The sequence below is a fragment of the Streptomyces dengpaensis genome (assembly GCF_002946835.1).
In the GTDB taxonomy this organism is placed as follows: domain Bacteria; phylum Actinomycetota; class Actinomycetes; order Streptomycetales; family Streptomycetaceae; genus Streptomyces; species Streptomyces dengpaensis.
In genome coordinates this window covers 4,215,194-4,237,756 of record NZ_CP026652.1, presented here as the reverse complement: position 1 = coordinate 4,237,756, position 22,563 = coordinate 4,215,194, and the positions used below count along the sequence as shown (strand labels likewise).

General features: G+C 69.6%; 19 protein-coding genes. 10 read left to right on the top strand and 9 right to left on the bottom strand.

Annotated elements, in window-relative coordinates; genetic code table 11:
- The first annotated feature begins 157 nt into the window (after positions 1-157).
- Both C4B68_RS19530 and C4B68_RS19525 read left to right on the top strand, forming a co-directional pair.
- Positions 158-829: a GntR family transcriptional regulator gene (locus tag C4B68_RS19530; protein WP_373682226.1), complete on the top strand. Its 672-nt coding sequence runs from the start codon at positions 158-160 to the stop codon at positions 827-829.
- Positions 826-2,130 carry an MFS transporter gene (locus tag C4B68_RS19525; protein ID WP_099502122.1) on the top strand — a complete coding sequence of 435 codons (1,305 nt, stop codon included), beginning with the start codon at positions 826-828 and terminating at the stop codon, positions 2,128-2,130. Before C4B68_RS19530 ends, C4B68_RS19525 begins: the two co-directional genes overlap by 4 nt.
- A 56-nt stretch (positions 2,131-2,186) precedes the next feature.
- Here the strand turns inward: C4B68_RS19525 and C4B68_RS19520 are convergent, their stop codons facing one another.
- Entirely contained in the window at positions 2,187-3,011 is an 825-nt protein-coding gene (locus tag C4B68_RS19520) for a maleylpyruvate isomerase family mycothiol-dependent enzyme (RefSeq protein ID WP_099502123.1), read from the bottom strand.
- A 155-nt stretch (positions 3,012-3,166) separates the two neighbouring features.
- Here C4B68_RS19520 and C4B68_RS19515 point away from each other — a divergent pair, with 155 nt between their 5' ends.
- On the top strand, positions 3,167-3,979 hold the full coding sequence (locus C4B68_RS19515) for a carbon-nitrogen family hydrolase (protein WP_099502124.1): 813 nt from the start codon (positions 3,167-3,169) through the stop codon (positions 3,977-3,979).
- Between the two features lie 85 nt (positions 3,980-4,064).
- Here the strand turns inward: C4B68_RS19515 and C4B68_RS19510 are convergent, their stop codons facing one another.
- Positions 4,065-4,559, bottom strand: a complete 495-nt coding sequence (locus tag C4B68_RS19510) for an LURP-one-related/scramblase family protein (protein WP_099502125.1) — start codon at positions 4,557-4,559, stop codon at positions 4,065-4,067.
- Between the two features lie 201 nt (positions 4,560-4,760).
- Here C4B68_RS19510 and C4B68_RS19500 point away from each other — a divergent pair, with 201 nt between their 5' ends.
- Positions 4,761-6,629, top strand: a complete 1,869-nt coding sequence (locus tag C4B68_RS19500) for a thioredoxin-like domain-containing protein (protein WP_099502127.1) — start codon at positions 4,761-4,763, stop codon at positions 6,627-6,629.
- A 41-nt stretch (positions 6,630-6,670) separates the two neighbouring features.
- On the opposite strand, the gene C4B68_RS19495 is transcribed toward C4B68_RS19500, so the two are convergent.
- The gene (locus C4B68_RS19495; protein WP_099502128.1) at positions 6,671-7,966 is read right to left on the bottom strand and encodes a M18 family aminopeptidase; all 1,296 of its coding nucleotides are present in this window, start codon (positions 7,964-7,966) and stop codon (positions 6,671-6,673) included.
- 201 nt (positions 7,967-8,167) lie between these two features.
- Positions 8,168-9,994: an acyl-CoA dehydrogenase gene (locus C4B68_RS19490; protein WP_099502129.1), complete on the bottom strand. Its 1,827-nt coding sequence runs from the start codon at positions 9,992-9,994 to the stop codon at positions 8,168-8,170.
- Positions 9,995-10,137: 143 nt separating this feature from the next.
- Here C4B68_RS19490 and C4B68_RS19485 point away from each other — a divergent pair, with 143 nt between their 5' ends.
- The 3 genes from C4B68_RS19485 to C4B68_RS19475 all read left to right on the top strand — a co-directional run bounded on the left by C4B68_RS19485 (position 10,138) and on the right by C4B68_RS19475 (position 13,022).
- Complete coding sequence (locus C4B68_RS19485; protein WP_099502130.1) at positions 10,138-10,629, top strand: SseB family protein; 492 nt, start codon at positions 10,138-10,140, stop codon at positions 10,627-10,629.
- 139 nt (positions 10,630-10,768) lie between these two features.
- Positions 10,769-11,740 carry a pirin family protein gene (locus C4B68_RS19480; protein ID WP_099502131.1) on the top strand — a complete coding sequence of 324 codons (972 nt, stop codon included), beginning with the start codon at positions 10,769-10,771 and terminating at the stop codon, positions 11,738-11,740.
- A 184-nt stretch (positions 11,741-11,924) separates the two neighbouring features.
- Positions 11,925-13,022, top strand: a complete 1,098-nt coding sequence (locus tag C4B68_RS19475) for an AI-2E family transporter (RefSeq protein WP_099502132.1) — start codon at positions 11,925-11,927, stop codon at positions 13,020-13,022.
- Here C4B68_RS19475 and C4B68_RS19470 read toward each other — a convergent pair.
- Complete coding sequence (locus tag C4B68_RS19470) at positions 12,941-15,169, bottom strand: SpoIIE family protein phosphatase (protein ID WP_099502133.1); 2,229 nt, start codon at positions 15,167-15,169, stop codon at positions 12,941-12,943. The genes C4B68_RS19475 and C4B68_RS19470 overlap by 82 nt on opposite strands.
- A gap of 245 nt (positions 15,170-15,414) precedes the next feature.
- Between C4B68_RS19470 and aspS the strand changes: the two genes are divergently transcribed.
- A complete protein-coding gene (gene aspS / locus C4B68_RS19465) occupies positions 15,415-17,175 on the top strand; it encodes an aspartate--tRNA ligase (RefSeq protein ID WP_099502134.1) in 1,761 nt (586 codons plus the stop codon).
- Between the two features lie 77 nt (positions 17,176-17,252).
- Here aspS and C4B68_RS42485 read toward each other — a convergent pair whose 3' ends face one another.
- On the bottom strand, positions 17,253-17,987 hold the full coding sequence (locus C4B68_RS42485) for a hypothetical protein (RefSeq protein ID WP_180289257.1): 735 nt from the start codon (positions 17,985-17,987) through the stop codon (positions 17,253-17,255).
- A gap of 220 nt (positions 17,988-18,207) precedes the next feature.
- Between C4B68_RS42485 and C4B68_RS19455 the strand changes: the two genes are divergently transcribed.
- The gene (locus C4B68_RS19455) at positions 18,208-18,453 is read left to right on the top strand and encodes a hypothetical protein (RefSeq protein WP_099502135.1); all 246 of its coding nucleotides are present in this window, start codon (positions 18,208-18,210) and stop codon (positions 18,451-18,453) included.
- Between the two features lie 82 nt (positions 18,454-18,535).
- Here C4B68_RS19455 and C4B68_RS19450 read toward each other — a convergent pair whose 3' ends face one another.
- Together C4B68_RS19450 and C4B68_RS19445 are read right to left on the bottom strand one after the other, a co-directional pair.
- A complete protein-coding gene (locus C4B68_RS19450) occupies positions 18,536-19,012 on the bottom strand; it encodes a hypothetical protein (RefSeq protein WP_099502136.1) in 477 nt (158 codons plus the stop codon).
- A 147-nt stretch (positions 19,013-19,159) separates the two neighbouring features.
- On the bottom strand, positions 19,160-19,525 hold the full coding sequence (locus C4B68_RS19445) for a PH domain-containing protein (RefSeq protein WP_099502137.1): 366 nt from the start codon (positions 19,523-19,525) through the stop codon (positions 19,160-19,162).
- 300 nt (positions 19,526-19,825) lie between these two features.
- On the opposite strand from C4B68_RS19445, the gene C4B68_RS19440 reads away from it, so the two are divergent.
- Positions 19,826-20,614, top strand: a complete 789-nt coding sequence (locus C4B68_RS19440; protein WP_099502138.1) for a DUF5707 domain-containing protein — start codon at positions 19,826-19,828, stop codon at positions 20,612-20,614.
- Between the two features lie 115 nt (positions 20,615-20,729).
- Here C4B68_RS19440 and metG read toward each other — a convergent pair whose 3' ends face one another.
- Entirely contained in the window at positions 20,730-22,469 is a 1,740-nt protein-coding gene (gene metG / locus C4B68_RS19435; RefSeq protein ID WP_099502139.1) for a methionine--tRNA ligase, read from the bottom strand.
- Between the last annotated feature and the right edge of the window lie 94 nt (positions 22,470-22,563).

Here is a 22,563-nt window from a genome sequence, read left to right as displayed (position 1 = left end):
CGGCGAATGAGGGTGAATTTGTGTTACGTGGTTGACGTGGAGGGACACGCGGGGTCCGCATGCTGAAATGGCCACGACCATGCGTACACGTTGTATCTATGATGTGCGCATGCCCTCAGCCCCGCCCGCGCCCGTGAACGAACCCGCGCAGCAGGCCATGAACCAGACCGCGAGTCAGCCCGTGAAGTCCATGAAGCAACCCCCCGCCGCCGACCGCGTCTACGCACACGTCAAGCAGGGCGTCCTGGGACGCCGTTACGAGGGCGGGACGCTGCTCACCGAGGGCGAGCTCGCCGAGGCGGTCGGGGTCTCGCGGACGCCCGTACGCGAGGCGCTGCTCCGGCTCGAGGCCGAGGGTCTGATCAAGCTCTACCCGAAGAAGGGCGCGCTCGTCCTGCCCGTCTCCGCGCAGGAGATCGCGGACGTGGTCGAGACCCGGCAGCTCGTCGAGGAGCACGCCGCGCGCAAGGCCGTACCGGCTTCACCGCAGCTCATCGCGCGCCTGGAGGAGTTGCTGGCACAGCAGCGGGAGCAGGCCGCGGCCGGGGATCTGGCGGGCGCCGCCGTCACCGACCGCTGCTTCCACGCCGAGATCGTCCGCAGCGGCGGCAACGAGATCCTCTCCCGGCTCTACGACCAGCTCCGCGACCGGCAGTTGAGGATGGGAGCCGCCGTGATGCACGCCCACCCCGACCGGATCACCAAGACGCTCACCGAGCACCAGCAGATCCTCGAAACACTGCGCTCCGGTGACGCGGAGGCGGTCGTCGGCATGATCCACCGGCACGTCAGCCGGCTCTCCAACCTGGCGCGGGGAGAGGTCCGATGAGCTCCCACTCGGCCACGTCGCTCCCGGGAGACCCTCCGGGCGGCCGCCGCGCCATCGCCGTATGGGGCATAGGCGTCGCCGTCTACTTCGTCGCCGTCATCTTCCGTACGTCGCTGGGGGTGGCCGGACTCGACGCGGTGGACCGCTTCCACGTGGGCGCCTCGGCCCTGTCCACCTTCTCGATCCTCCAACTCCTCGTCTACGCGGGCATGCAGATACCCGTCGGCCTGCTCGTCGACCGGCTCGGCACCAAGAACGTGCTGACCATCGGCGTCCTGCTGTTCACGGCGGGGCAGCTGGGCTTCGCGTTCTCCCCCTCGTTCGGTACGGCGCTCGCCTCGCGCGCGCTGCTGGGCTGCGGTGACGCGATGACCTTCATCAGCGTGCTGCGGCTCGGCACCCGGTGGTTCCCGGCCCGGCGCGGTCCGCTGGTCGCCCAGCTCGCGGGGCTCGCCGGCATGGCGGGCAACCTGGTGTCGACCCTCGTCATCGCGCGGCTGCTGCACGGGGTGGGCTGGACGGCGGCGTTCGCGGGAAGCGCGCTGGCGGGTGTGGTCGTGCTCGTACTGCTGCTGCTGTTCTTGAAGGATCACCCCGAGGGGCATGAGCCGGAGCCGTTCCCGCACCAGGGGGCGGCGTACGTCCGCCGCCAGATCGTCGCGTCCTGGCGGGAGCCCGGCACCCGGCTGGGGATGTGGGTGCACTTCACGACACAGTTCCCGGCGATGGTGTTCCTGCTCCTGTGGGGCCTGCCGTTCCTGGTCGAGGCACAGGGGCTGTCACGGGTGACGGCCGGCGAACTGCTGACGCTCGTCGTCCTCTCCAACATGATGGTCGGCCTGGTGTACGGGCAGATCGTCGCCCGGCATCACGCGGCGCGGCTTCCCTTGGTGCTCGGCACGGTGAGCGCGACCGCGGCCGTCTGGGCAGGCACGCTGGCGTACCCCGGCGATCACGCGCCGCTGTGGGTGCTGGCCGTGCTGTGCGTCGTGCTGGGGGCCTGCGGCCCTGCCTCGATGATCGGCTTCGACTTCGCTCGGCCCGCGAATCCGCCCGAGCGGCAGGGCACCGCGTCCGGGATCACCAACATGGGGGGTTTCGTCGCCTCGATGACGACGCTGCTGGCCGTTGGTGTCCTGCTGGACGCGACGGGTGACAACTACCGGGTTGCCTTCTCCGCCGTGTTCGTCCTTCAGGCGGTCGGTCTGAGCCAGATCTTCCGGCTGCGCAGGCAGGCGGCCCGGCGGGAGCGGGAGCGGCTGGTGGCCAGTCGGGTGGAGACGGTGCACGTGCCCGCGTAGTTCCGGCGTGGGTCGCGGCGTGGGGGCTTTCGCCCCCTCCGCCCCTGCCCGCCGCCCTACGGCGTGATCGTCAGGCTCCTCAGGATCGCCGCCGTCAGCTCCTGGTCGCCCTCCGCCTTGATGCGGTCGGACACGGCGTCGGCGTGGACGCGGCCGCAGGCCAGGCGGACGAAGGTTTCCCAGTCGAGCGCGAGGGTGGCGGCCGGGCCGAGGGAGGGGGCGCCGTCGATGGAGCCGCGGCCGTCGGCGTCCACGCGGACCGTGCGGAGGAACTCGACCGGGCCGTGGACGTCGAAGACCACGGCCGAGTTGGCAGGCGCGCTCGCGTCCTTGGCGACGATCTTCGGCAGGGCGGCGAGGAGCTGGTCGCGGACGACGAGCGCGCCCGGGGAGTCGAGGTTGCCCGGCCGGCCGAGGGCGGCGCGGAGGTCCTGCTCGTGCACCCAGACGTCGAACGCGCGGTTCCGCATGGCCTGTTCGAGCGTGACCTCGGTGCCGAGTGGACCGCGCACCTTGGTGTCGGGCTGCCGGTTCTCGTTCCGCAGCTGGCGGTTGCGGCGGATGATCGTGTACTCCAGCTCGGAGGTCATCTCCGGCGCCGTGTGGTGGCGGCGTACGTCGACCTGCATCTCCATGTACCGCTGGTGCTCGTTCGTCACGTGGTACAGGTCACGGGGGAGCGTGTGAATCGGCCGCGGGTCGCCGAGCATCTCGCAGTCGAGGCCGATGACATGCGAGACGACGTCACGGACGGACCACCCCGGGCACGGGGTCCGCCGGTTCCACTCGCCTTCCACAAGCGGCTGGACCAGCTCCGATATCGCTTCGATCGAGTGGGTCCAGGCGTCGGCGTAGGACTGAAGACTGGGATGCAGACTCACGGAACGGGACCCCTCGGGCGGTTGGGACGCGGGCAGTGCACAGGCAGCGGGTGTCTTGGGACGCTAAGTTACGCTGCTGTGAGGCACCCCGGCAGTGCTTTCGTGTGACGATCGTAGGCCCGTATGGACGGCTCGAATGCCAGGACGGTGGTAGTGTGCGCGCCTCTCTCCTCCAGATCGACGTAAACGACACCGAATCGGTCGATTCGCGCCGGCGGCGTGTGGCGGCTCTCGTACGGGAACAAGACGGTGCCGATCTCGTGGTGCTGCCCGAGCTGTGGACGACCGGCGCGTTCGCGTACGAAGGGTTCGGGGCGGAGGCCGAGCCGCTGGAAGGGCCCACGTACGAGGTGATGGCCAAGGCGGCGAGTGACGCGGGCGTGTGGCTGCACGCGGGCTCCATTCCCGAGCGGCCCGCGTCCGACAGCGGCTCCGCCGAGGGCCCCCTCTACAACACCTCCCTCGTCTTCTCGCCCACCGGTGAACTCGCCGCCGCCTACCGGAAGATCCATCGCTTCGGCTTCGACAAGGGCGAGGCCGTGCTGATGGGGGCCGGGTCCGAACTGGTGACGGTCCGGCTGCCGGAAACCGTGATCGGCGTGGCCACCTGCTACGACCTCCGCTTTCCCGAGCTCTTCCGCGGGCTCGTCGACGCGGGGGCCGAGACGCTCGTCATTCCGGCCGGGTGGCCGGAGCGGCGGCGGTCCCACTGGACGCTGCTCGCGCAGGCGCGGGCTGTGGAGAACCAGGCGTTCGTGCTTGCGTGTGGAACGGCCGGTACGCATGCCGGAGTTCCCCAGGCAGGGCACTCCATCGTGGTCGACCCCTGGGGGGAGGTTCTCGCCGAGGCGGGGCCCGGCGAGGAGGTCCTCACCGTGGAGTTCGACCCGGCGAAGGTCGCGACGACCCGGGAACAGTTCCCGGCGCTCAAGGACCGGTTGCTGGGGCTGGACGTTCCGCGTCGCTGACTCCCCGGGGCGGGAGGTATCACGGCCCGGTGCTGTCCCGGTCCACCGCTGCCCACGTCCGGTGCTGTCTCCCTCGGCTGCTGTTTCAGTCCTCGGCGCGCTCCTTTTCCGCCAGATGGATCACGCACACCGCGATGGCGATGAGCAGCGCCGGATCCGCGTCCTCCCGTACGACATCCAGGCCGTACGTCTCGCGGATGTGGAGCCAGCGGCGGGAGATCTGGGCGAGGAGTTCGTTGTCGTAGTCGATGGCGAACTCGCGGTCGAGGATCTTGCCGCTGACGTCGAGTTCGGTGCCGTCGACCAGGGACACGCGGTAGTGGTTGCGGAGCAGGGACAGGCGCTTGCGCTTGATGGTCGCGAGCGGATCGCCGTCCCGCTCGATGATCATCGTGTCGCGCAGGGCGAGCATCTTCTGGTGGATGTCGATCAGGACCCGCCCCTGCGTGTCCTTCAGCTCGAAGGTGTCCCGCAGCCGCATGGCCTTGCCGTCGACGAGGAAGACCTTGTTGCCACGGTCGTCCTCGATCCAGTAGTCGTCGCCGAAGCCGAGGAGCCGGTCGCGTACGAGGTATCTCATACCCTCACCGGTTCCCCGGCAGGCGGCCCGAAACGCCGCCGGTAGGCCGACGGGCCGAGTCCGGTCACCCGCCGCAGCCGGGCCCGCAGGTTTCCATCGTCCTGCGGCTGCCGGCCGGTCGTACGCCCCTGCCCGCCCCGTGTATGCCGCCACGGGCCATGCCCTGAACTGAGTGTCAGTGGCGGGTGGCACTCTTGAGTCATGAACGAGTCCGCGCCGTCCGCCACCCCGGCCACCCCCCGTCGCGTCCGTGTCCGCGCCCCCGAGCTGACCGGCAAGGGCGGCTGGCTGAACACGGGAGATGAGCAGTACACCCTCGCCGACCTGCGAGGACGTATCGTCATCCTCGATTTCTGGACGTTCTGCTGTATCAACTGTCTGCACGTCCTGGACGAGCTGCGGGAGCTGGAGGAGAGGCACCGGGACACGGTGGTGTTCATCGGGGTGCACTCGCCGAAGTTCGTGCACGAGGCGGAGCACCAGGCGGTCGTGGACGCCGTCGAGCGGTACGGGGTCGAGCATCCGGTTCTGGACGACCCCGAGCTCGCGACCTGGAAGCAGTACGCGGTGCGTGCCTGGCCGACGCTCGTCGTGATCGACCCCGAGGGGTACATCGTCGCGCAGCACGCCGGTGAGGGGCATGCGCACGCGATCGCCCAGCTGGTGGAGGAGCTGGAGGCCGAGCACACGGCGAAGGGGACCCTGCGGCGCGGCGACGGGCCGTACGTGGCGCCGGAGCCCCAGCCGACCGCGCTCCGCTTCCCGGGCAAGGCGCTCGCCCTGCCGAACGGGAATCTGCTGGTCAGCGACACGACCCGGCACCAGCTGGTGGAGCTGGAGGCCGACGGGGAGTCGGTTGTGCGGCGGATCGGCTCGGGCGTACGGGGCTTTGTGGACGGTGCGGCCGACTCCGCCGGGTTCAGCGAACCGCAGGGGCTCGCGCTCCTCGACGACGGCTCGGTCGTCGTCGCCGACACCGTGAACCACGCTCTGCGCCGCCTCGACCTCGAGACCGGCGAGGTCACGACCCTCGCGGGGACGGGGCGCCAGTGGCGGCAGGGTTCGCCCACGTCCGGTCCCGCGCGCGAGATCGACCTGTCCTCGCCGTGGGACGTGGCCCTCTTCGGCGGGCGCGTGTGGATCGCCATGGCCGGTGTGCACCAGCTGTGGGCGTACGACCCCGCTGGCGGTACCACCCAGGATTTCGGCTCTGGGGGAGCGACCGTCGGGGTCGCCGCCGGTACGACGAACGAGGGGCTCGTCGACGGACCGGGGGCCGAGGCCTGGTTCGCGCAGCCGTCGGGGCTCGCGGCCACCGCCGACCGGCTGTGGCTCGCCGACTCCGAGACCTCGGCGCTGCGCTGGGTCGACCTCGACGGCGTCGTCCACACGGCCGTCGGCACCGGTCTCTTCGACTTCGGCCACCGTGACGGCGCCGCCGAACAGGCCCTGCTCCAGCACCCGTTGGGCGTCACGGCCCTCCCCGACGGCTCGGTCGCGGTGAGCGACACGTACAACCACGCGCTGCGTCGCTACGACCCGGCGACGGGCGAAGTGACCACGCTGGCCACGGACGTGCGGGAGCCGAGCGACGCGGTGCTCGTCGGCGACGACATCGTGGTCGTCGAGTCCGCCCGCCACCGGCTGACCCGGCTGCGCCTGCCGGAGGAGGCGGTACGGGTCGAGTCGGTCGCCCACCGGACCCAGCGCGCGGCCACCGAAGTCGCGCCGGGTGGGCTCCAGTTGGACGTCATCTTCCAGGCCCCGGCGGGGCAGAAGCTGGACACCCGCTACGGACCGTCCACCCGGCTCCTCGTCTCCTCGACCCCGCCCGAGCTGCTGCTCGAGGGCGAGGGCGCAGGAACGGACCTCTCCCGCGCCTTGGAGCTGAACCCGGCCGTCCCGGAGGGCGTCCTGCATGTCTCCGCGATGGCCGCGTCCTGCGACGACGACCCTTCCAACGAATACCCGGCCTGCCACGTCCACCAGCAGGACTGGGGCGTACCGGTCCGGCTCACGGAGGGTGGCGCGGAACGGCTGCCGCTCGTCCTCGCGGGCATGGACGACTGAGCCGGCGGAGCTCCGTCATCTCCCGCGTGTGAGCGGCCGGATTACCCCTCCAAGAACGCCACCAGCACGTTCGCCAGCAGGAACGGGTCGTCTGCGCCGCACAGTTCGCGGGCGCTGTGCATGGACAGGATGGCGACGCCGATGTCGACGGTCTTGATGCCGTGGCGGGCCGCGGTGATGGGTCCGATGGTGGTGCCGCAGGGCATCGCGTTGTTGGAGACGAAGGACTGGAAGGGCACGCCGGCCTTTTCGCAGGCGGCGGCGAAGATCGCGCGGCCGGAACCGTCCGTGGCGTAGCGGTTGTTGACGTTCACCTTGAGGATGGGGCCGCCGTTGGCGCGCGGGTGGTGTGTCGGGTCGTGCCGTTCGGCGTAGTTGGGGTGGACGGCGTGGCCCGTGTCGGAGGAGAGGCAGATGGTGCCCGCGAAGGCTCGCGCCCGGTCCTCGTACGAGCCGCCGCGCGCGAACACCGACCGCTCCAGCACGTTGCCGAGCAGCGGACCGTCCGCGCCGGTGTCCGACTGCGAGCCGTTCTCCTCGTGGTCGAAGCCCGCGAGGACGGGGATGTACGACAGGCCGGCGTCGCCCGTCGCGACTGCGACCAGCGCCGACGTCCCCGCGTGCAGGGAGAGCAGGTTGTCCATGCGCGGGCCCGCCACCAGCTCGTTGTCGCGGCCCAGGTAGGAGGGCCGCTCGACGGAGTGGGTCATCAGGTCCCATCCGGTGACCTCGCCCGCGGCAAGGCCCGACTCCTCCTCCAGGAAGGCGATCAGGTCGCCCTCGCTGGGGTCGCCGAGCCCCCAGACGGGCTGCAGATGCCGCTGCTTGTCGAGCTTGAGCCCGTCGGTGGTGACGGAACGGTCCAGGTGGACGGCGAGTTGCGGCACGCGCAGCAGGGCCCGGTCGATGTTCACCAGACGCGTCGTGCCGTCCCGCAGCGACAGCCGCCCCGCGAGGCCCAGGTCCCGGTCAAGCCAGGAGTTCAGCAGCGGCCCGCCGTAGATCTCCACGGCCACCTGCCGCCAGCCGTGCGCGCCGCTGTCCGGCAGCGGCTTGACCCGCAGGTTCGGGGAGTCGGTGTGTGCGCCCACGATCCGGAACGGCGTATGCGCCTCGGCGCCCTCCGGGACGTACCAGGCGATGATCGCGCCCCCGCGCAGCACGTACTTGCCGCCGCTGCTCCCCTCCCACGCGTCCGTCTCGGCGACCTGACGGAATCCGGCCTTCTCCAGCCGCTCGGCGGCGTTCGCCACCGCGTGGTACGGCGTCGGGCTGGCCGCCAGGAAGGACATGAGGTCGTCGGTGTGGCCGCGGTCGAAGCGTGAGGGTGTGCGCATAGGTTCACCTTAACGACGCCCGAGGGCCCGCTCCCGGCGACGGGAGCGGGCCCTCGTAAGGGGGGTGTGGGGGGTGTGCAAGGGCGGACACCTGACCGGACGTGCAGGTTCCGGTCGGGCGTCCGCCCAACTTCTGCCCGAAGCGGTTCGGGGACGCCGCCTCGCCACTTCTGCCCGAAGGGGCTTCAGACCGAGGCGGCCTTAGAACGCCGCCTCGTCCAGCTCCATGAGGTCCAGGACCACGCCCTCGGCGAGCTTGCGCGCACCGGTGACACCCGGCAGGACGTTGGCGGCGAAGAACTTCGCGGCCGCGATCTTGCCGGTGTAGAAGGCCTGGTCCTTGGCGGAGGCGGTCTCCAGCTTCTCGGCGGCTACCGCGGCGCCGCGGAGGAGCAGGTAGCCGACGACGACGTCGCCGGAGGCCATCAGCAGGCGGGTCGTGTTCAGACCGACCTTGTAGATGTTCTTGACGTCCTGCTCGGTGGCCGCGAGGTCGGTGAGCATGAGGCCGACGATGGCCTCCAGCTCGACGGCCGCCTTGGCGAGCTGCTCGCGGGCGGCGGCCAGCTCCTCGCCGCCGGTGCCGAGCGCCAGGAACTTCTTGATGTCCTCGGCGAGGGAGTTCAGCGCCGCGCCCTGGTTGCGGACGATCTTCCGGAAGAAGAAGTCCTGGCCCTGGATCGCGGTCGTGCCCTCGTACAGGGTGTCGATCTTGGCGTCGCGGATGTACTGCTCGATCGGGTACTCCTGCAGGAAGCCGGAGCCGCCGAAGGTCTGCAGGGACTGCGCGAGCTGCTCATAGCCCTTCTCGGAGCCGTAGCCCTTCACGATCGGCAGGAGCAGGTCGTTGAGGGCCTCAAGGGCGGCGGTGTCTTCGCCGGCCGCTTCCTTCAGCGCGATCTCGTCCTGGACGGCCGCTGTGTGCAGCACCAGGGCGCGCATGCCCTCCGCGTACGCCTTCTGCGTCATCAGCGAGCGGCGCACGTCCGGGTGGTGCGTGATGGTGACCTTGGGCGCGGTCTTGTCCATGAAGTTCGCCAGGTCGGGGCCCTGGACGCGCTCCTTGGCGTACTCGAGGGCGTTCAGGTACCCCGTCGACAGCGTGGAGATCGCCTTCGTGCCGACCATCATGCGGGCGAACTCGATGATGCGGAACATCTGGCGTATGCCGTCGTGCTTGTCGCCGATCAGCCAGCCCTTGGCGGGGTGGCGGTCGCCGAAGGTCATCTCGCACGTGTTGGAGGCCTTGAGGCCCATCTTGTGCTCGACGTTCGTCGCGTACACGCCGTTGCGCTCGCCCAGCTCGCCGGTCTCGAAGTCGAAGAGATACTTCGGGACGAGGAAGAGGGACAGGCCCTTGGTGCCGGGGCCGGCACCCTCGGGGCGGGCCAGCACGTAGTGGAGGATGTTCTCCTCCATGTCGTGCTCACCGGACGTGATGAAGCGCTTCACGCCCTCGATGTGCCAGGAGCCGTCCTCCTGCTGGACCGCCTTGGTGCGGCCGGCGCCGACGTCCGAACCGGCGTCCGGCTCGGTGAGGACCATGGTCGAACCCCAGGTCTTCTCCACGGCGATCTTGGCGATGTGCTTCTGCTCCTCGGTGCCCTCCTCGAAGAGGATGCGGGCGAACGCCGGGCCGGAGGAGTACATCCACACGGCCGGGTTCGAGCCGAGGATCAACTCCGCGTACGACCAGATCAGCGACGGGGGAGCCGTCGTACCGCCGAGCTCCTCGGGGATGCCGAGCCGCCAGTACTCGGAGTCCATGAAGGCCTTGTACGCCTTCTTGAAGGAGGCCGGGACCGGAGCGGTGTTCGTCTCCGGGTCGAAGACCGGCGGGTTGCGGTCGGCGTCCGCGAAGGACTCGGCGAGCTCGTTCTCCGAGAGGCGCGTCAGCTCCTCCAGGACGCTCTTGGCGGTGTCCGTGTCCATCTCCGCGAATGGGCCGGTGCCGTACAGCTTGTCGCGCCCGAGCACCTCGAAGAGGTTGAACTCGATGTCGCGGAGATTTGACTTGTAGTGCCCCATGGCGACGGCTCCGTTAAGGGATCGGCGAGGCACTGACTCCTCGCACCTAGTTCACGTACCAACAAGTAGCTAAGATGATGCTACCCGCCAGTAACAACAATCAACCCCTGATGGCCCATATGTGGCCCACTACTCTGTGACCCATGTACGGCTACGACCAGAGCGCAGGCGCCCAGCAGGGGTACGCGCCGCCCCAGCAGCAGATGCCCGGGCAAATGCCGGGCGGGCAGATGCCCGGCGGTTACGGCCAGCAGCCGCCGCTCTACCCCGAGCCGTCGGCGCCGTCCCTCGCGGACGCGGTCCGCGCGTTCACCACGGGGTCGCTGACCGCGGAGGACTTCCAGCAGGTCTTCGCGACGTCGAAGGTGTACTGCCCGCGCGGCGACAACCCCGGATTCCTCGCGCTGCACAACACCCAGCAGCCGGTGATCCCCATGTTCACCTCGCTCAAGGAGCTGCGCCGGTACGCCGGCAAGGAGTCCAAGTACTTCGTGATCACCGGTGCCGAGGTGATCGACCTGCTGCCGACCGGCTACGGCTTCGTGCTCGACATGGAGGGCGAGCACCGCATGGTCTTCGACGCGAAGGCCGTGGAACAGATGGTGGACTTCGCGATGCGCCGTATGTACGGCTAGCGCTCCTCTCGTGTACGGCTAGCACCCGTTCTCGTACGACATCCCGGACGCCCGGAGGGAATGCCCTCCGGGCGTTCGTCGTTAGGGGTGGCGGAAAGTTCAACGTTCAACTAGAATCGCACCACAAGGAGGTACCGACATGCCTGCAGTGACCGTCGAGAACCCGCTGACCCTGCCCCGTGTGGCTGCGCCGGCCGACGCCGTTGCCCGTCCCGTGCTCACCGTGACGACCGCGCCCAGCGGCTTCGAGGGCGAGGGCTTCCCGGTGCGCCGCGCGTTCGCCGGGATCAACTACAAGCACCTCGACCCGTTCATCATGATGGACCAGATGGGCGAGGTGGAGTACGCGCCGGGCGAGCCGAAGGGGACTCCCTGGCACCCGCACCGCGGCTTCGAGACCGTGACGTACATCATCGACGGAACCTTCGACCACCAGGACTCCAACGGTGGCGGCGGCACCATCACCGACGGTGACACCCAGTGGATGACCGCGGGCGCGGGCCTTCTGCACATCGAGGCGCCGCCGCAGTCCCTCGTGATGTCCGGCGGCCTCTTCCACGGCCTCCAGCTGTGGGTGAACCTCCCGGCCAAGGACAAGATGATGGCCCCGAGGTACCAGGACATCCGCGGCGGCACGGTCCAGCTGCTGACCACCCCGGACGGCGGCGCGCTGCTCCGCGTCATCGCCGGTGAGCTCGACGGCCACCAGGGCCCGGGCATCACGCACACCCCGATCACCATGGTCCACGCGACCGTGGCGCCCGGCGCCGAGATCACGCTCCCGTGGCGGGAGGACTTCAACGGTCTGGCGTACGTCATGGCCGGGCGCGGCAGCGTGGGTGTGGACCGGCGCCCGATCCACACCGGCCAGACCGCCGTCTTCGGCACCGGCACCTCGCTGACCGTCCGCGCGGACGAGCGGCAGGACTCCCACACCCCCGACCTGGAGGTCGTCCTCCTCGGCGGACAGCCCATCCGTGAGCCCATGGCCCACTACGGCCCCTTCGTGATGAACACCCGTCAGGAGCTGCAGCAGGCCTTCGAGGACTTCCAGAAGGGCCGCCTGGGGACGATTCCGGCGGTGCACGGGATGTCGGACGGCGGGCTGTAAGCGCCTGCGCCGAGTAAGCCGCTCGTGCTGAGTCAGTCGCCTGCGCTGAAGCCAGTAGGGGGAAGCCCCGTCCGCCGTACCGGACGGGGCTTTCTCGTACGCGTGTGGCCGGCGCCGGTCCGGGCCCTCCCCCTTTCGGCCTTCCCGAGAAGACGCCCCGGCTGACGCATGGTCAGCTGGCAGGGTGCAGCTACTCCCTGAAGGTGCCCGGCGGTTGGCCGCGTGGTGTGCCGTGATCCTGCTCGTCGCCGGCGTCGGGTGGCTGGGGATCGTGCTGTGCGGGGAGTTCCGTACGGCGGTGGTGCCGGTGCTGCTCGCGCTGCTCGGGACCGCGTTGCTCGGGCCGCTGTACCGGCGGCTGGTGAAGATGCGGGTCAACCGGTCGCTGGCCGCCGGGCTCACCTGTGTCGCGGTGGTGGTGTTCGTGGGCGGCGCCGTCTACATCGTCGTGGCCGCGCTCATCGAGACCGGCGACCAGATCATCGCCTCGCTCAAGCAGGCGGCGAAATCCCTCACCGAGCACTTCGGGGCCGCGGGCACCTCCCTCGACGACCTCGCCTCCAACGCCAGGGAACTGCTGACCAAGTTCGGCGGCACGGCCGCGTCCAATGTCATCACCGGCGTCAGCGTCGTGGGCGAGACCATCGCCATTGCCGTACTGGCGCTCCTGCTCGTCTTCTTCTTCCTGCGGGACTCGCACCGGGCGGGCGGGTGGCTGCGGTCGCTGGCGCCCCGGGGGACCGCCGATGTCGTCGTAGCCATGGCCCGCCGTGCCTTCGAGGCCGTCGAGGGGTTCATGCGCGGGACGACGTTCATCGCGCTCATCGACGCGATCTGCATCACCGTCGGGCTGCTGATCCTGCGCGTCCCGGGAGCGGCGGGCCTGGGCGCGCTCGTCTTCGTGACGGCGTACATCCCGTATCTCGGCGCGTTCCTCTCGGGCGCGGTGGCCGTGCTGGTCGCGCTCGCGGACCGGGGGTTCGTCATCGCGCTCTGGGCGCTCGGGGTCGTCCTCGCCGTGCAGGTCCTGGAGGGGCATGTGCTGCAGCCGGTGATCCACAGCCGGACCGTGCAGATGCATCCGGCGGCGGTGATGCTGGCGATCACGGGGGGCGCGTCCGTCGCGGGGATCCTGGGCATGCTGCTCGCCGTACCGCTGACGGCGGCCGCGTTTGGGGTGCTGCACGAACTCCGGAAGCGTTACGCGTCACAGGCGTCAGACGCGTCAGACGCGTCGGAAGCCCCAGGCTCCCCGGGCGCGCCGGAGGCGTCGGGCTCGTAGCACTCGTAGAACTCGAACCAGATGCTCTTCCCCTTCCCGCGCGGGTCCACGCCCCATGAGTCCGCGAGGAGTTCGACGAGGACCAACCCGCGCCCGGAGGACGCCAGTTCGCCGGGATGGCGCCGGTGCGGCAGGTCGTCGCCGGCGTCGGTGACCTCGACCCGCATCCGCCGCTCGCCCGGGTCGCCGGTCACCTCGGCGACGAGCAGCGCGTCGGCGTCGGTGTGCACGAGGACGTTGGTGATCATCTCCGAGACGAGGAGGACCGCGGAGTCGACCCGGTCCTCGGAGTCCCAGTCATGGAGGAACTCCCGCAGTTGCTGGCGCGCCCCGGCGATGCACTCGGGCTCAGCCTGCGCCACGGTCAGCATCGTGCGGCGCGCCGGCCGTACGGTCGTGGCCGTGTCGCCGCGGCCCTCTTCCTCCCGGCACAGCAGCAGGAGGGCTATGTCGTCCTCGCGCCGGTCGATCAGCGGCCCGGGGGTGTGGTGCGAGGAGGGCCCGTGGACGGCCTGGACGAGGGCCTCCGCGAGGGACTCCATGTCGCCGTGGTGGGATTCGAGGGTCCGGCGGATGCGGCGCCAGCCGGTGTCGAGGTCGTGACCGCCGGTCTCGATGAGTCCGTCGGTGCACATGAGCATGGTCTCGCCGGGTTCCAGGACGAGCCGGGTCTTCGGATAGTCGGCGTCCGGGTCGATGCCGAGCGGTAGCCCACCCGCGGTCGGCCGCATCAGCACGGTTCCGTCGGCCATGCGTATCGCGGGGTCAGGGTGCCCGGCGCGGGCGATGTCGAGCGTCCCGGTCGCCGGGTCGACCTCGACGTACAGGCAGGTCGCGAAGCGATGATCGCAGCCCTCTCCTTTGCCGTTGCTGCTGCCGCCGTTGCCCGCGCCGCCGCTCGACCCGTACGTCACCGACTCCGTGACCCCGTACAGAAAGCGCGAGGCACGGGAGAGGACCGCGTCCGGATGGTGGCCCTCGGAGGCGTACGCGCGCAGGGCGATGCGGAGCTGGCCCATCAGCCCGGCCGCGCGGACGTCGTGGCCCTGGACGTCGCCGATGACCAGGGCGAAGCGGCCGGTCGGGAGCGGGATCATGTCGTACCAGTCGCCGCCGACCTGCAGGCCGCCGCCGGTGGGGACGTAGCGGGCGGCGACGCTCATGCCCGGTATCTGGGGGCCCAGGGTGGGCATCATCGAGCGCTGGAGCCCGTCGGTCAGCTCGCGCTCGGTCTCTTCGGCTCCGGCGCGCGTGAGGGCCTGGGCGAGCATGCGGGCGACGGTCGTGAGGACCGAGCGCTCGTCGGGCGTGAAGGTGACGTGGTACGTGAAGGCCGCCATCCACGCGCCCATGGTGCGGCCCGCCACACTGAGGGGCAGGAACGCCCAGGACTGCCGGCCGAAGTGCTGGGCGAGCGGCCAGGAGCCGGGGTAGCGCTCCTTGTACTCCTCCGGGGAGGAGAGGTAGACGGCACGGCCGGTGCGGACGACTTCCGCGGCCGGATAGTTCGTGCTCAGCCCCATGTGGGTGAAGGGTCCCTCGTCGCCCGGCTGGTGCCCGTGGTGGCCGATGAGGGTGAGCCGGTCGCCCTCCGCGCCGAAGACGGCGAGCCCGTCAGGGGAGAAGCCGGGCATCGACAGCCCGGCCGCGACCCGCAGCACCTCCTCCGTGGACCGTGCCTCGGCCAGTGCCCGCCCCGCGTCCAGCAGGAACGCCTCCCGTGATCGGCGCCAGTCGCCGGTGAGGGGCGTGCGAGCGGCGGCGTCCGGCGGCTGTTCGGAGACCTCCTGAAGGGTGCCGATCAGCTCGAACTCCCCGGTCTTCGGGTCGATGATCGGCCTGGAGCGGCTGCGGACGGTGCGGATCACCCGGCCGTGCTCGTCCATGATCCGCATCCGGGATTCGGCGAGGGTGCCCTCGGCGACGGCGAGGTGCACGACCCCGTCGATCTCGTTCCAGTCGGCGGGGTGGAAGTGGGAGCGCGTGGCGGCCACGGTGAGCGTCGCCGGCTGCGCGGGCAGACCGATGAGCCGGGCGGCCTCGGCGTCGAAGGTGACCAGTCCCGTGGCGTTGTCCCAGCGCCACAGGCCGGTCGCGAGGGCGGCCAGCACGTCCCCCACCGTGGGCAGGGCCTCACCAGTGAGCATTGACCCACTGTATGAAGAGGTGATCCGCACCTGCCACCGAGAATGACCTGTATCCGCCACCGAGGATGATCCGTATCCGCCACCGAGGATGACCCATTCCCGCCACCGAGAGTGATCCGTACTTGCCGCCGAGAGTATTGGGGGCGGCGATCTTGGGGTGCCCGGTACCCTTGGGAGGTCCGGGCCCAGGCCTTGGACGTTTCACGTGAAACAGACCCCGATCCGCGAAGACTGGATGAACGACGATGCATCGGTACAGGTCCCACACCTGCGGCGAGCTCCGCGCCTCTGACGTCGAAAGCGACGTCCGGCTGAGCGGCTGGCTGCACAATCGCCGAGACCTGGGCGGCATCCTCTTCATCGATCTGCGCGACCACTACGGCATCACGCAGCTCGTCGCCCGGCCCGGCACGCCCGCCTACGAGGCCCTCGACAAGCTCACCAAGGAGTCGACGGTCCGCGTCGACGGCAAGGTCGTCTCGCGCGGCGCGGAGAACGTGAACCCGGATCTGCCCACCGGCGAGATCGAGGTCGAGGTGAGCGAGGTCGAGCTGCTCGGCGCAGCCGCCCCGCTCCCGTTCACGATCAACGCCGAGGACGGCGTCAACGAGGAGCGGCGCCTGGAGTACCGCTTCCTCGACCTGCGCCGCGAGCGCATGCACCGCAACATCATGCTGCGTACTGCGGTCATCTCGGCGATCCGCCACAAGATGACGGCCCTGGGCTTCAACGAGATGGCGACGCCGATCCTCAGCGCCACCTCCCCGGAGGGCGCCCGCGACTTCGTCGTCCCCTCGCGCCTCAACCCGGGCAAGTTCTACGCGCTGCCGCAGGCCCCGCAGCAGTTCAAGCAGCTGCTGATGATCTCCGGCTTCGACCGCTACTTCCAGATCGCGCCCTGCTTCCGCGACGAGGACGCGCGCGCGGACCGCTCGCCGGGCGAGTTCTACCAGCTCGACGTGGAGATGTCCTTCGTCGAGCAGGAGGACGTGTTCCAGCCGATCGAGAAGCTCATGACCGAGCTCTTCGAGGAGTTCGGCAACGGCCGCCACGTCACCTCCCCCTTCCCGCGCATCCCGTTCCGTGAGGCGATGCTGAAGTACGGCTCCGACAAGCCGGACCTGCGGGCCCAGCTGGAGCTGGTCGACATCACCGACATCTTCGAGGGCTCCGAGTTCAAGGCCTTCGCGAGCAAGCACGTACGCGCCCTGCCGGTGCCGGACGTGTCCGCGCAGCCCCGGAAGTTCTTCGACCAGCTCGGTGACTTCGCGGTCTCGCAGGGCGCGAAGGGCCTGGCCTGGGTGCGGGTGGCCGAGGACGGCTCGCTGTCCGGTCCCATCGCGAAGTTCCTGACGGAGGAGAACGTCGCGGAGCTGACGAAGCGGCTGTCGCTGGCCCCCGGCCACGCGGTGTTCTTCGGCGCGGGCGACTTCGACGAGGTCTCGAAGATCATGGGCGCGGTGCGGGTCGAAGCCGCGAAGCGTGCCGGGCACTTCGAGTCGGATGTCTTCCGCTTCTGCTGGGTCGTCGACTTCCCGATGTACGAGAAGGACGACGACGGCAAGATCGACTTCTCGCACAACCCGTTCTCGATGCCGCAGGGCGGCCTGGAGGCCCTGGAGACCCAGGACCCGCTGGACATCCTCGGCTGGCAGTACGACATCGTCTGCAACGGCGTCGAGCTGTCCTCCGGCGCGATCCGGAACCACGAGCCGGAGATCATGCTCAAGGCGTTCGAGATCGCGGGCTACGACCGGGAGACCGTCGAGGAGCAGTTCGCGGGCATGCTCCGCGCCTTCCGCTTCGGCGCCCCGCCGCACGGCGGTATCGCCCCGGGCGTCGACCGCATCGTCATGCTCCTCGCGGACGAGCCGAACATCCGCGAGACGATCTCGTTCCCGCTCAACGGCAACGCGCAGGACCTGATGATGGGCGCGCCGACGGAGCTGGACGAGACGCGTCTGCGGGAGCTGAACATCTCGGTGCGCAAGCCGCAGCCGAAGTAGGTCACGCTTCGTGAAATGGCCCGGAACCGCCGTCGGTTCCGGGCCACTTCCGTATGTGCACGCGAAGACGGCGACGATCAGTCGCCGCGGCCCCGTGCGTGCTTTCCCCGGCGGGGTCGCCTGAAGAGTCTGCGCAGGGGGGATGTGCGTGGAAGGGGTTCGGGTGAGGGCGCCGGATTCGGGGGCAGGGCCGGCAGCGCGAACTGTGGGAAGGGAGCGATCAGGAGGCGCCTGCGCGGTGCGGGGAGCGTCTGTACGACCGTGCCGTGGCCAGTGGCGTAGTACGGGGGCGCGTAGCTGTCAGCGTTGTACGGGCCGGGGTAGCCGGCGTACGCGTGCGCGTTGTACGGGGCGGAGTGGTCGTACGGGAGCCCGTAGCCGTCGTACTGGAGCCCGGGGCCGTCGTACGGGTCCGGGAAGGCGCCGAACCAGGCGGAGGAGTCGTACTGCGTGCCTGGGTCCGTGAAGTCGGCGACGAGCGGGTGCGGTGCGAGGCTGTACCACGGAGGCAGGCCGGCGGCGGCCTGATCGGTTACGGCTGGAGCTGTGTTGGCGGGAGCGGTCGTGGCTGGAGCTGTGTTGGCGGGAGCTGTGGCGGCTGGAATGGTGTTGGCCGGGGCCGTGGCGGGGGACAGTTGTACGGCGGCCGACTCGCGGGCCCTCGTCTCGTTCAGTGTCATCGTCAGCGCGGCTAGTCGGTCGCGGGCTGCTGCCGCGTCGCCCTCCACACGCTTGAGGCGGGCGGTGAGACGCGCCTGTTGGGCCCGGTAGGACTCCTTCTGACGCCGGCGTACGTCGCGTTCGGCGTCCACGGCCCGTCCCCGAGGGTGTCGACTGGAGAAACCGGCTGGTCAGCGACGGCCGGTCCTGCCGAGACCGGGCCGTGCTTCCTGCTGCCCGCCGGTTCGCAACGGCCCGGTCTCTCCCACCCACTTCATTCAAAGGGGCGATATGTTCAAGCTAAGGCAACCGTGTGCGCGTGGGGTGCTTCCTGGCCGAAGCGGTGGCCGTGCGGCGCCACTGCGGTACCGTTTGCTCGTTTGCGCGCTTCTGCTGGCGAGCCTGCCCGTCGCACCGGCGGCTGGCGCTCCCACCGCGCCCGCTCCCGCGGCGCCCGCGGTTCCCGACGGAGCGACGGGCGGACACTCACTCGTACGTGACGCCCTGCCGGAGTTCCTCGGCTCGCTCGGTGCCGGCGTCCTGCTCGCCCTCGCCGCGGCCGCCATCAGGCAGAGCCGCGCCCGCCGGGCCCGGCGGGAGGACGGCAGTCGGGAATGAGCCAGGGAGCGGGCCGCTCAGAGGCCCTCAGGCCCCGTACGTACCGCAGGTGTCGTGCGTACTTCACGTGTCCTACGTACCGTCACGTGTCGTACGTACCGTCCCAGGGCTCGCCGAACCCGAGGTGGTCCGGGTAGAGCTCGGCCCAGCCCTCGCCCCCGTCCTCTCCCGTCAGCAGGCCGAACCGCACGCCGTCGAAGGTGAGTTGGAAGGGGCGGATCGCGATGTCGGTGTAGGAGCGGCGGGGCAGGCTGCGCAGCAGTTTCGCCAGGTGGACGCGGGCCTGGGAGAGGACCGAGTTGTCGCCGTGCGGGTCGCGCTGCTGCTCGGCCCAGGTGCCCGCGCACCAGATCTCCGAGTCGCGGTAGTGGCCGTCGGCGTCGAAGGTGTGGAGCACCGTGTACAGGCGTTTGTGCTCTTCCCAGCCGTCGTCGGGACGGAACCCTTCGGGGAACGCGTACGTGATCGACGCCAGGAACTGACCGTCCGCGTACCGTCCGATGGTCTCGGTACGGTGCTTCGGCTCATAGGCGATCGGAATGACCTCGGGGACTGCCATGGCGGAAACCATACGGGTGGGCGCGGACATGCCAGCGCCGGGGGCCGCTCCCCGGACCGGCCGCCGCGGTGGTGTCCCGGCGAGGGCCCCGCCCTCGCGCGAGTGAGCGGATGTCAGCAGGCGAGGGAGGGGCAGTGACCAGCGGATCTACCGCGCAACGAACTGCGTGAGGATCGCCTGGACCTCGTAGATGTCGACGCCCTTCGTGAAGGTCTTCTCGACGGGGACCGAGGAGCCGGAGATCCAGATCTTCAGCTCGGCGTCGAGGTCGAAGGTGCCGGCGGTCTCCACCGCGAAGTGGGTGATGCTGCGGTACGGGATGGAGTGGTACTCCACCTTCTTGCCGGTGATGCCCTGCTTGTCGACCAGGATGAGGCGACGGTCGGTGAACAGGATGGTGTCGCGTATCAGCTGGTACGCCGCGTGGACCTGCTCGTTCTGGCCCATCAGGCGCGCGAAGTCCTGCTGTGCCGAGGCCGGGTCGACGGTGTGCGCGTTCCCGAAAAGTGCCATGGATGAACCCCCCACTCAGATGACTCACATGTCGAGCCATGTCCCGTAAAGCCACTGGCTTCACATGATCTTCACGATGTATACCCTCTCGGAGATCGACGTGCATAGAGGACCGGGTGGTTCCGTGTCTGGGACAGACGTGTCCGCCGTCCGTTGCGGTCGTGCGGGTCGAGGGTGCGGGAACGTCCCGTCCGGGGGTGTGGGGCTGCCGAACGACGTGTGGCGTGATTAGAGTGGCGTCTCATCCACCCGCCGTGTCCTGTTTCCGGCGGGTGCCTCTTCGCTCCATAAGGGAGAAAGATGCGCAGACGCGCGATCTTTGCCGTGCTCGCCACCGCCACCGTGCTGGGCGGCTTCGCCGCTCCGGCCGCGCTGGCGGACGAGACCGTCGGCGATATCCAGATCAACCAGGTCCTGGTCAACGGTGGCAAGGACATCGTGATCGGCACGGCCGACCGTACCGTCACGATTTCCGTGACCGCCACCGACCCGTCGGGCATCTGGGACGCGGACTTCTACCTGTGGCGGGGCCCGTCCGGTGTCGACCCCTACGACAACGCCACCGACTACGTCCTGCCGAACGAGGACTTCACCCCCGCGGACTGCGTCGCCTCCAGCGCCACCACGTCCACCTGCTCGAAGACCTTCACCTTCGAACCCGACTCGTGGCTGACCAGCGCCGACGCCGGGACCTGGAAGGCCGGTGTCCAGGTGTCGGCCAACGACGACAGCCGGGCCGAGCGGTGGGCGGCCACCACCACCCGCCTCAAGCGCACATCCAAGCTCACCGTCAACGCGAGCCCGGAGCCGGTCGTCAAGGGCAGGACCCTCACCGTCAGCGGCAGCCTCACCCGCGTCAGCTGGGACACCCTCGATTACCGGGGCTACGCCGGCCAGCCGGTCAAGCTCCAGTTCCGCAAGGCGGGCTCCACCACCTACACGACGGTCAAGACGGTGAACACCTCGAGTACCGGCGCCCTGAGCACCACGGCCACCGCGTCCGAGGACGGCTACTGGCGCTGGTCCTTCGCCGGCACCTCCACCACCCCCGCCGTCAACGCGACCGGCGACTACGTCGACGTGCAGTAGGCGCGTGCGGACCGGGGTGTTTCCACGGTTCTGACGCCGAGGGCCCGGGAACTGTTCGTGACGCTGTCGGTCGGCGTCACTGTTCGTTCCCGGGCCCTCGGTTACGTGGCTGCCGTTACTCCGCGGCGCCGCCGAAGCGCTCCTTGTACGTTTCCAGGTCCTCGTCCGTGATCTTGGCGAAGAGGACCGGGGGAACCGTGAAGGGGGTGCCCGCCGGGACGGAGGACAGCGTGCGGGCCTCGTCCGGGGTCACCCACGTCGCGCGCTTTTGATCAGATGCAGTGTCCGCGAGGGTGAACGCCGAGCGCATGGCCTGGGCGGAGGCCGGGATGAAGGGTTCCGAGACCACCGAGTAGAGGTGGATCAGGTTCATCGCCGTACGGAGGGTCAGGGCCGCGCCCTCCGGGTTGGTCTTGATCTCCAGCCAGGGCGCCTTCTCCTCCAGGTAGGAGTTGCCCGCCGACCACAGGGCGCGCAGCGCGGCGGCCGCCTTGCGGAACTGGAGGGCCTCCATCTGGGTTTCGTACTCGGCCAGCAGGCTCGCGATCTCCTCGCCGAGCTTCGCCTCCGCCTCGCCGGCCTCGGCGCCCGCCGGGACCTCCTCGCCGAAGCGCTTCTTCGAGAAGGACAGGACACGGTTGACGAAGTTGCCGAGCGTGTCGGCGAGGTCCTTGTTGACCGTGGTCGTGAAGTGCTCCCAGGTGAAGGACGAGTCGTCCGACTCCGGGGCGTTGGCGATCAGGAAGTAGCGCCAGTAGTCGGCCGGGAGGGTGTCCAGCGCCTGGTCGGTGAAGACACCGCGCTTCTGGGACGTGGAGAACTTCCCGCCGTAGTACGTCAGCCAGTTGAAGGCCTTGACGTAGTCGACCTTCTTCCAGGGCTCGCGTACGCCGAGCTCCGTGGCCGGGAACATCACCGTGTGGAACGGGACGTTGTCCTTCGCCATGAACTCCGTGTAGCGGACCGGGTTCTCGCCGGAGTCCGCGTCATACCACCAGGACTTCCAGTCGCGGTTCTCCGGGTCCTGGTCCGCCCACTCCTTCGTCGCGCCGATGTACTCGATCGGGGCGTCGAACCAGACGTAGAAGACCTTGCCCTCCGCCGCCAGCTCCGGCCAGGTGTCCGCCGGGACGGGGACGCCCCAGTCCAGGTCACGGGTGATCGCGCGGTCGTGCAGGCCCTCGTTCAGCCACTTGTGGGCGATCGAGGAGGCGAGGTGCGGCCAGACGTTGTCGTGGCGGGCCACCCACTCCCTGACCTCGTTCTGCAGCTTCGACTGGAGGAGGAAGAGGTGCTTGGTCTCGCGGACCTCCAGGTCCGTGGAGCCGCTGATCGCCGAGCGCGGGTTGATCAGGTCCGTCGGGTCGAGGACGCGGGTGCAGTTCTCGCACTGGTCGCCGCGCGCCTTGTCGTAGCCGCAGTGCGGGCAGGTGCCCTCGACGTAGCGGTCCGGGAGGAAGCGGCCGTCCGCCGGCGAGTACACCTGGCGGATCGCGCGCTCCTCGATGAAGCCGTTCTCGTTCAGGCGGCGCGCGAAGTGCTGGGTGATCTCGCGGTTCTCCGGGCTGGAGCTGCGGCCGAAGTAGTCGAAGGCCAGCTCGAAGCCGTCGTACACCGCCTTCTGCGCGTCGTGCGCCTGCGCGCAGAACTCGTCGACCGGGATGCCCTGCTCCTTGGCCGCCAGTTCGGCCGGGGTGCCGTGCTCGTCCGTCGCGCAGATGTACAGGACGTCGTGGCCGCGCTGGCGGAGGTACCGGGAGTACACGTCCGCCGGGAGCATGGACCCCACCATGTTGCCCAGGTGCTTGATCCCGTTGATGTACGGAAGGGCGCTGGTGATGAGGTGTCGAGCCATCGCGGGCTGCTCCCAAGTCGCTACGTGGGGCGACGATCGTCGGCTTCAGGGTCGGCGCGTCGTCGTCGGTGAACCTTGAAATCGTAGCCGACAT

Bases quoted from the DNA above. Each gene is read 5' to 3' on its own strand.
- C4B68_RS19530 (WP_373682226.1), top strand. From the start codon at position 158: ATGAACCAGACCGCGAGTCAGCCCGTGAAGTCCATGAAGCAACCCCCC.
- C4B68_RS19525 (WP_099502122.1), top strand. From the start codon at position 826: ATGAGCTCCCACTCGGCCACGTCGCTCCCGGGAGACCCTCCGGGCGGC.
- C4B68_RS19510 (WP_099502125.1), bottom strand. From the start codon at position 4,559: ATGAGATACCTCGTACGCGACCGGCTCCTCGGCTTCGGCGACGACTAC.
- C4B68_RS19500 (WP_099502127.1), top strand. From the start codon at position 4,761: ATGAACGAGTCCGCGCCGTCCGCCACCCCGGCCACCCCCCGTCGCGTC.
- C4B68_RS19495 (WP_099502128.1), bottom strand. From the start codon at position 7,966: ATGCGCACACCCTCACGCTTCGACCGCGGCCACACCGACGACCTCATG.
- C4B68_RS19490 (WP_099502129.1), bottom strand. From the start codon at position 9,994: ATGGGGCACTACAAGTCAAATCTCCGCGACATCGAGTTCAACCTCTTC.
- C4B68_RS19485 (WP_099502130.1), top strand. From the start codon at position 10,138: ATGTACGGCTACGACCAGAGCGCAGGCGCCCAGCAGGGGTACGCGCCG.
- C4B68_RS19480 (WP_099502131.1), top strand. From the start codon at position 10,769: ATGCCTGCAGTGACCGTCGAGAACCCGCTGACCCTGCCCCGTGTGGCT.
- C4B68_RS19470 (WP_099502133.1), bottom strand. From the start codon at position 15,169: ATGCTCACTGGTGAGGCCCTGCCCACGGTGGGGGACGTGCTGGCCGCC.
- aspS (WP_099502134.1), top strand. From the start codon at position 15,415: ATGCATCGGTACAGGTCCCACACCTGCGGCGAGCTCCGCGCCTCTGAC.
- C4B68_RS19450 (WP_099502136.1), bottom strand. From the start codon at position 19,012: ATGGCAGTCCCCGAGGTCATTCCGATCGCCTATGAGCCGAAGCACCGT.
- C4B68_RS19445 (WP_099502137.1), bottom strand. From the start codon at position 19,525: ATGGCACTTTTCGGGAACGCGCACACCGTCGACCCGGCCTCGGCACAG.
- C4B68_RS19440 (WP_099502138.1), top strand. From the start codon at position 19,826: ATGCGCAGACGCGCGATCTTTGCCGTGCTCGCCACCGCCACCGTGCTG.
- metG (WP_099502139.1), bottom strand. From the start codon at position 22,469: ATGGCTCGACACCTCATCACCAGCGCCCTTCCGTACATCAACGGGATC.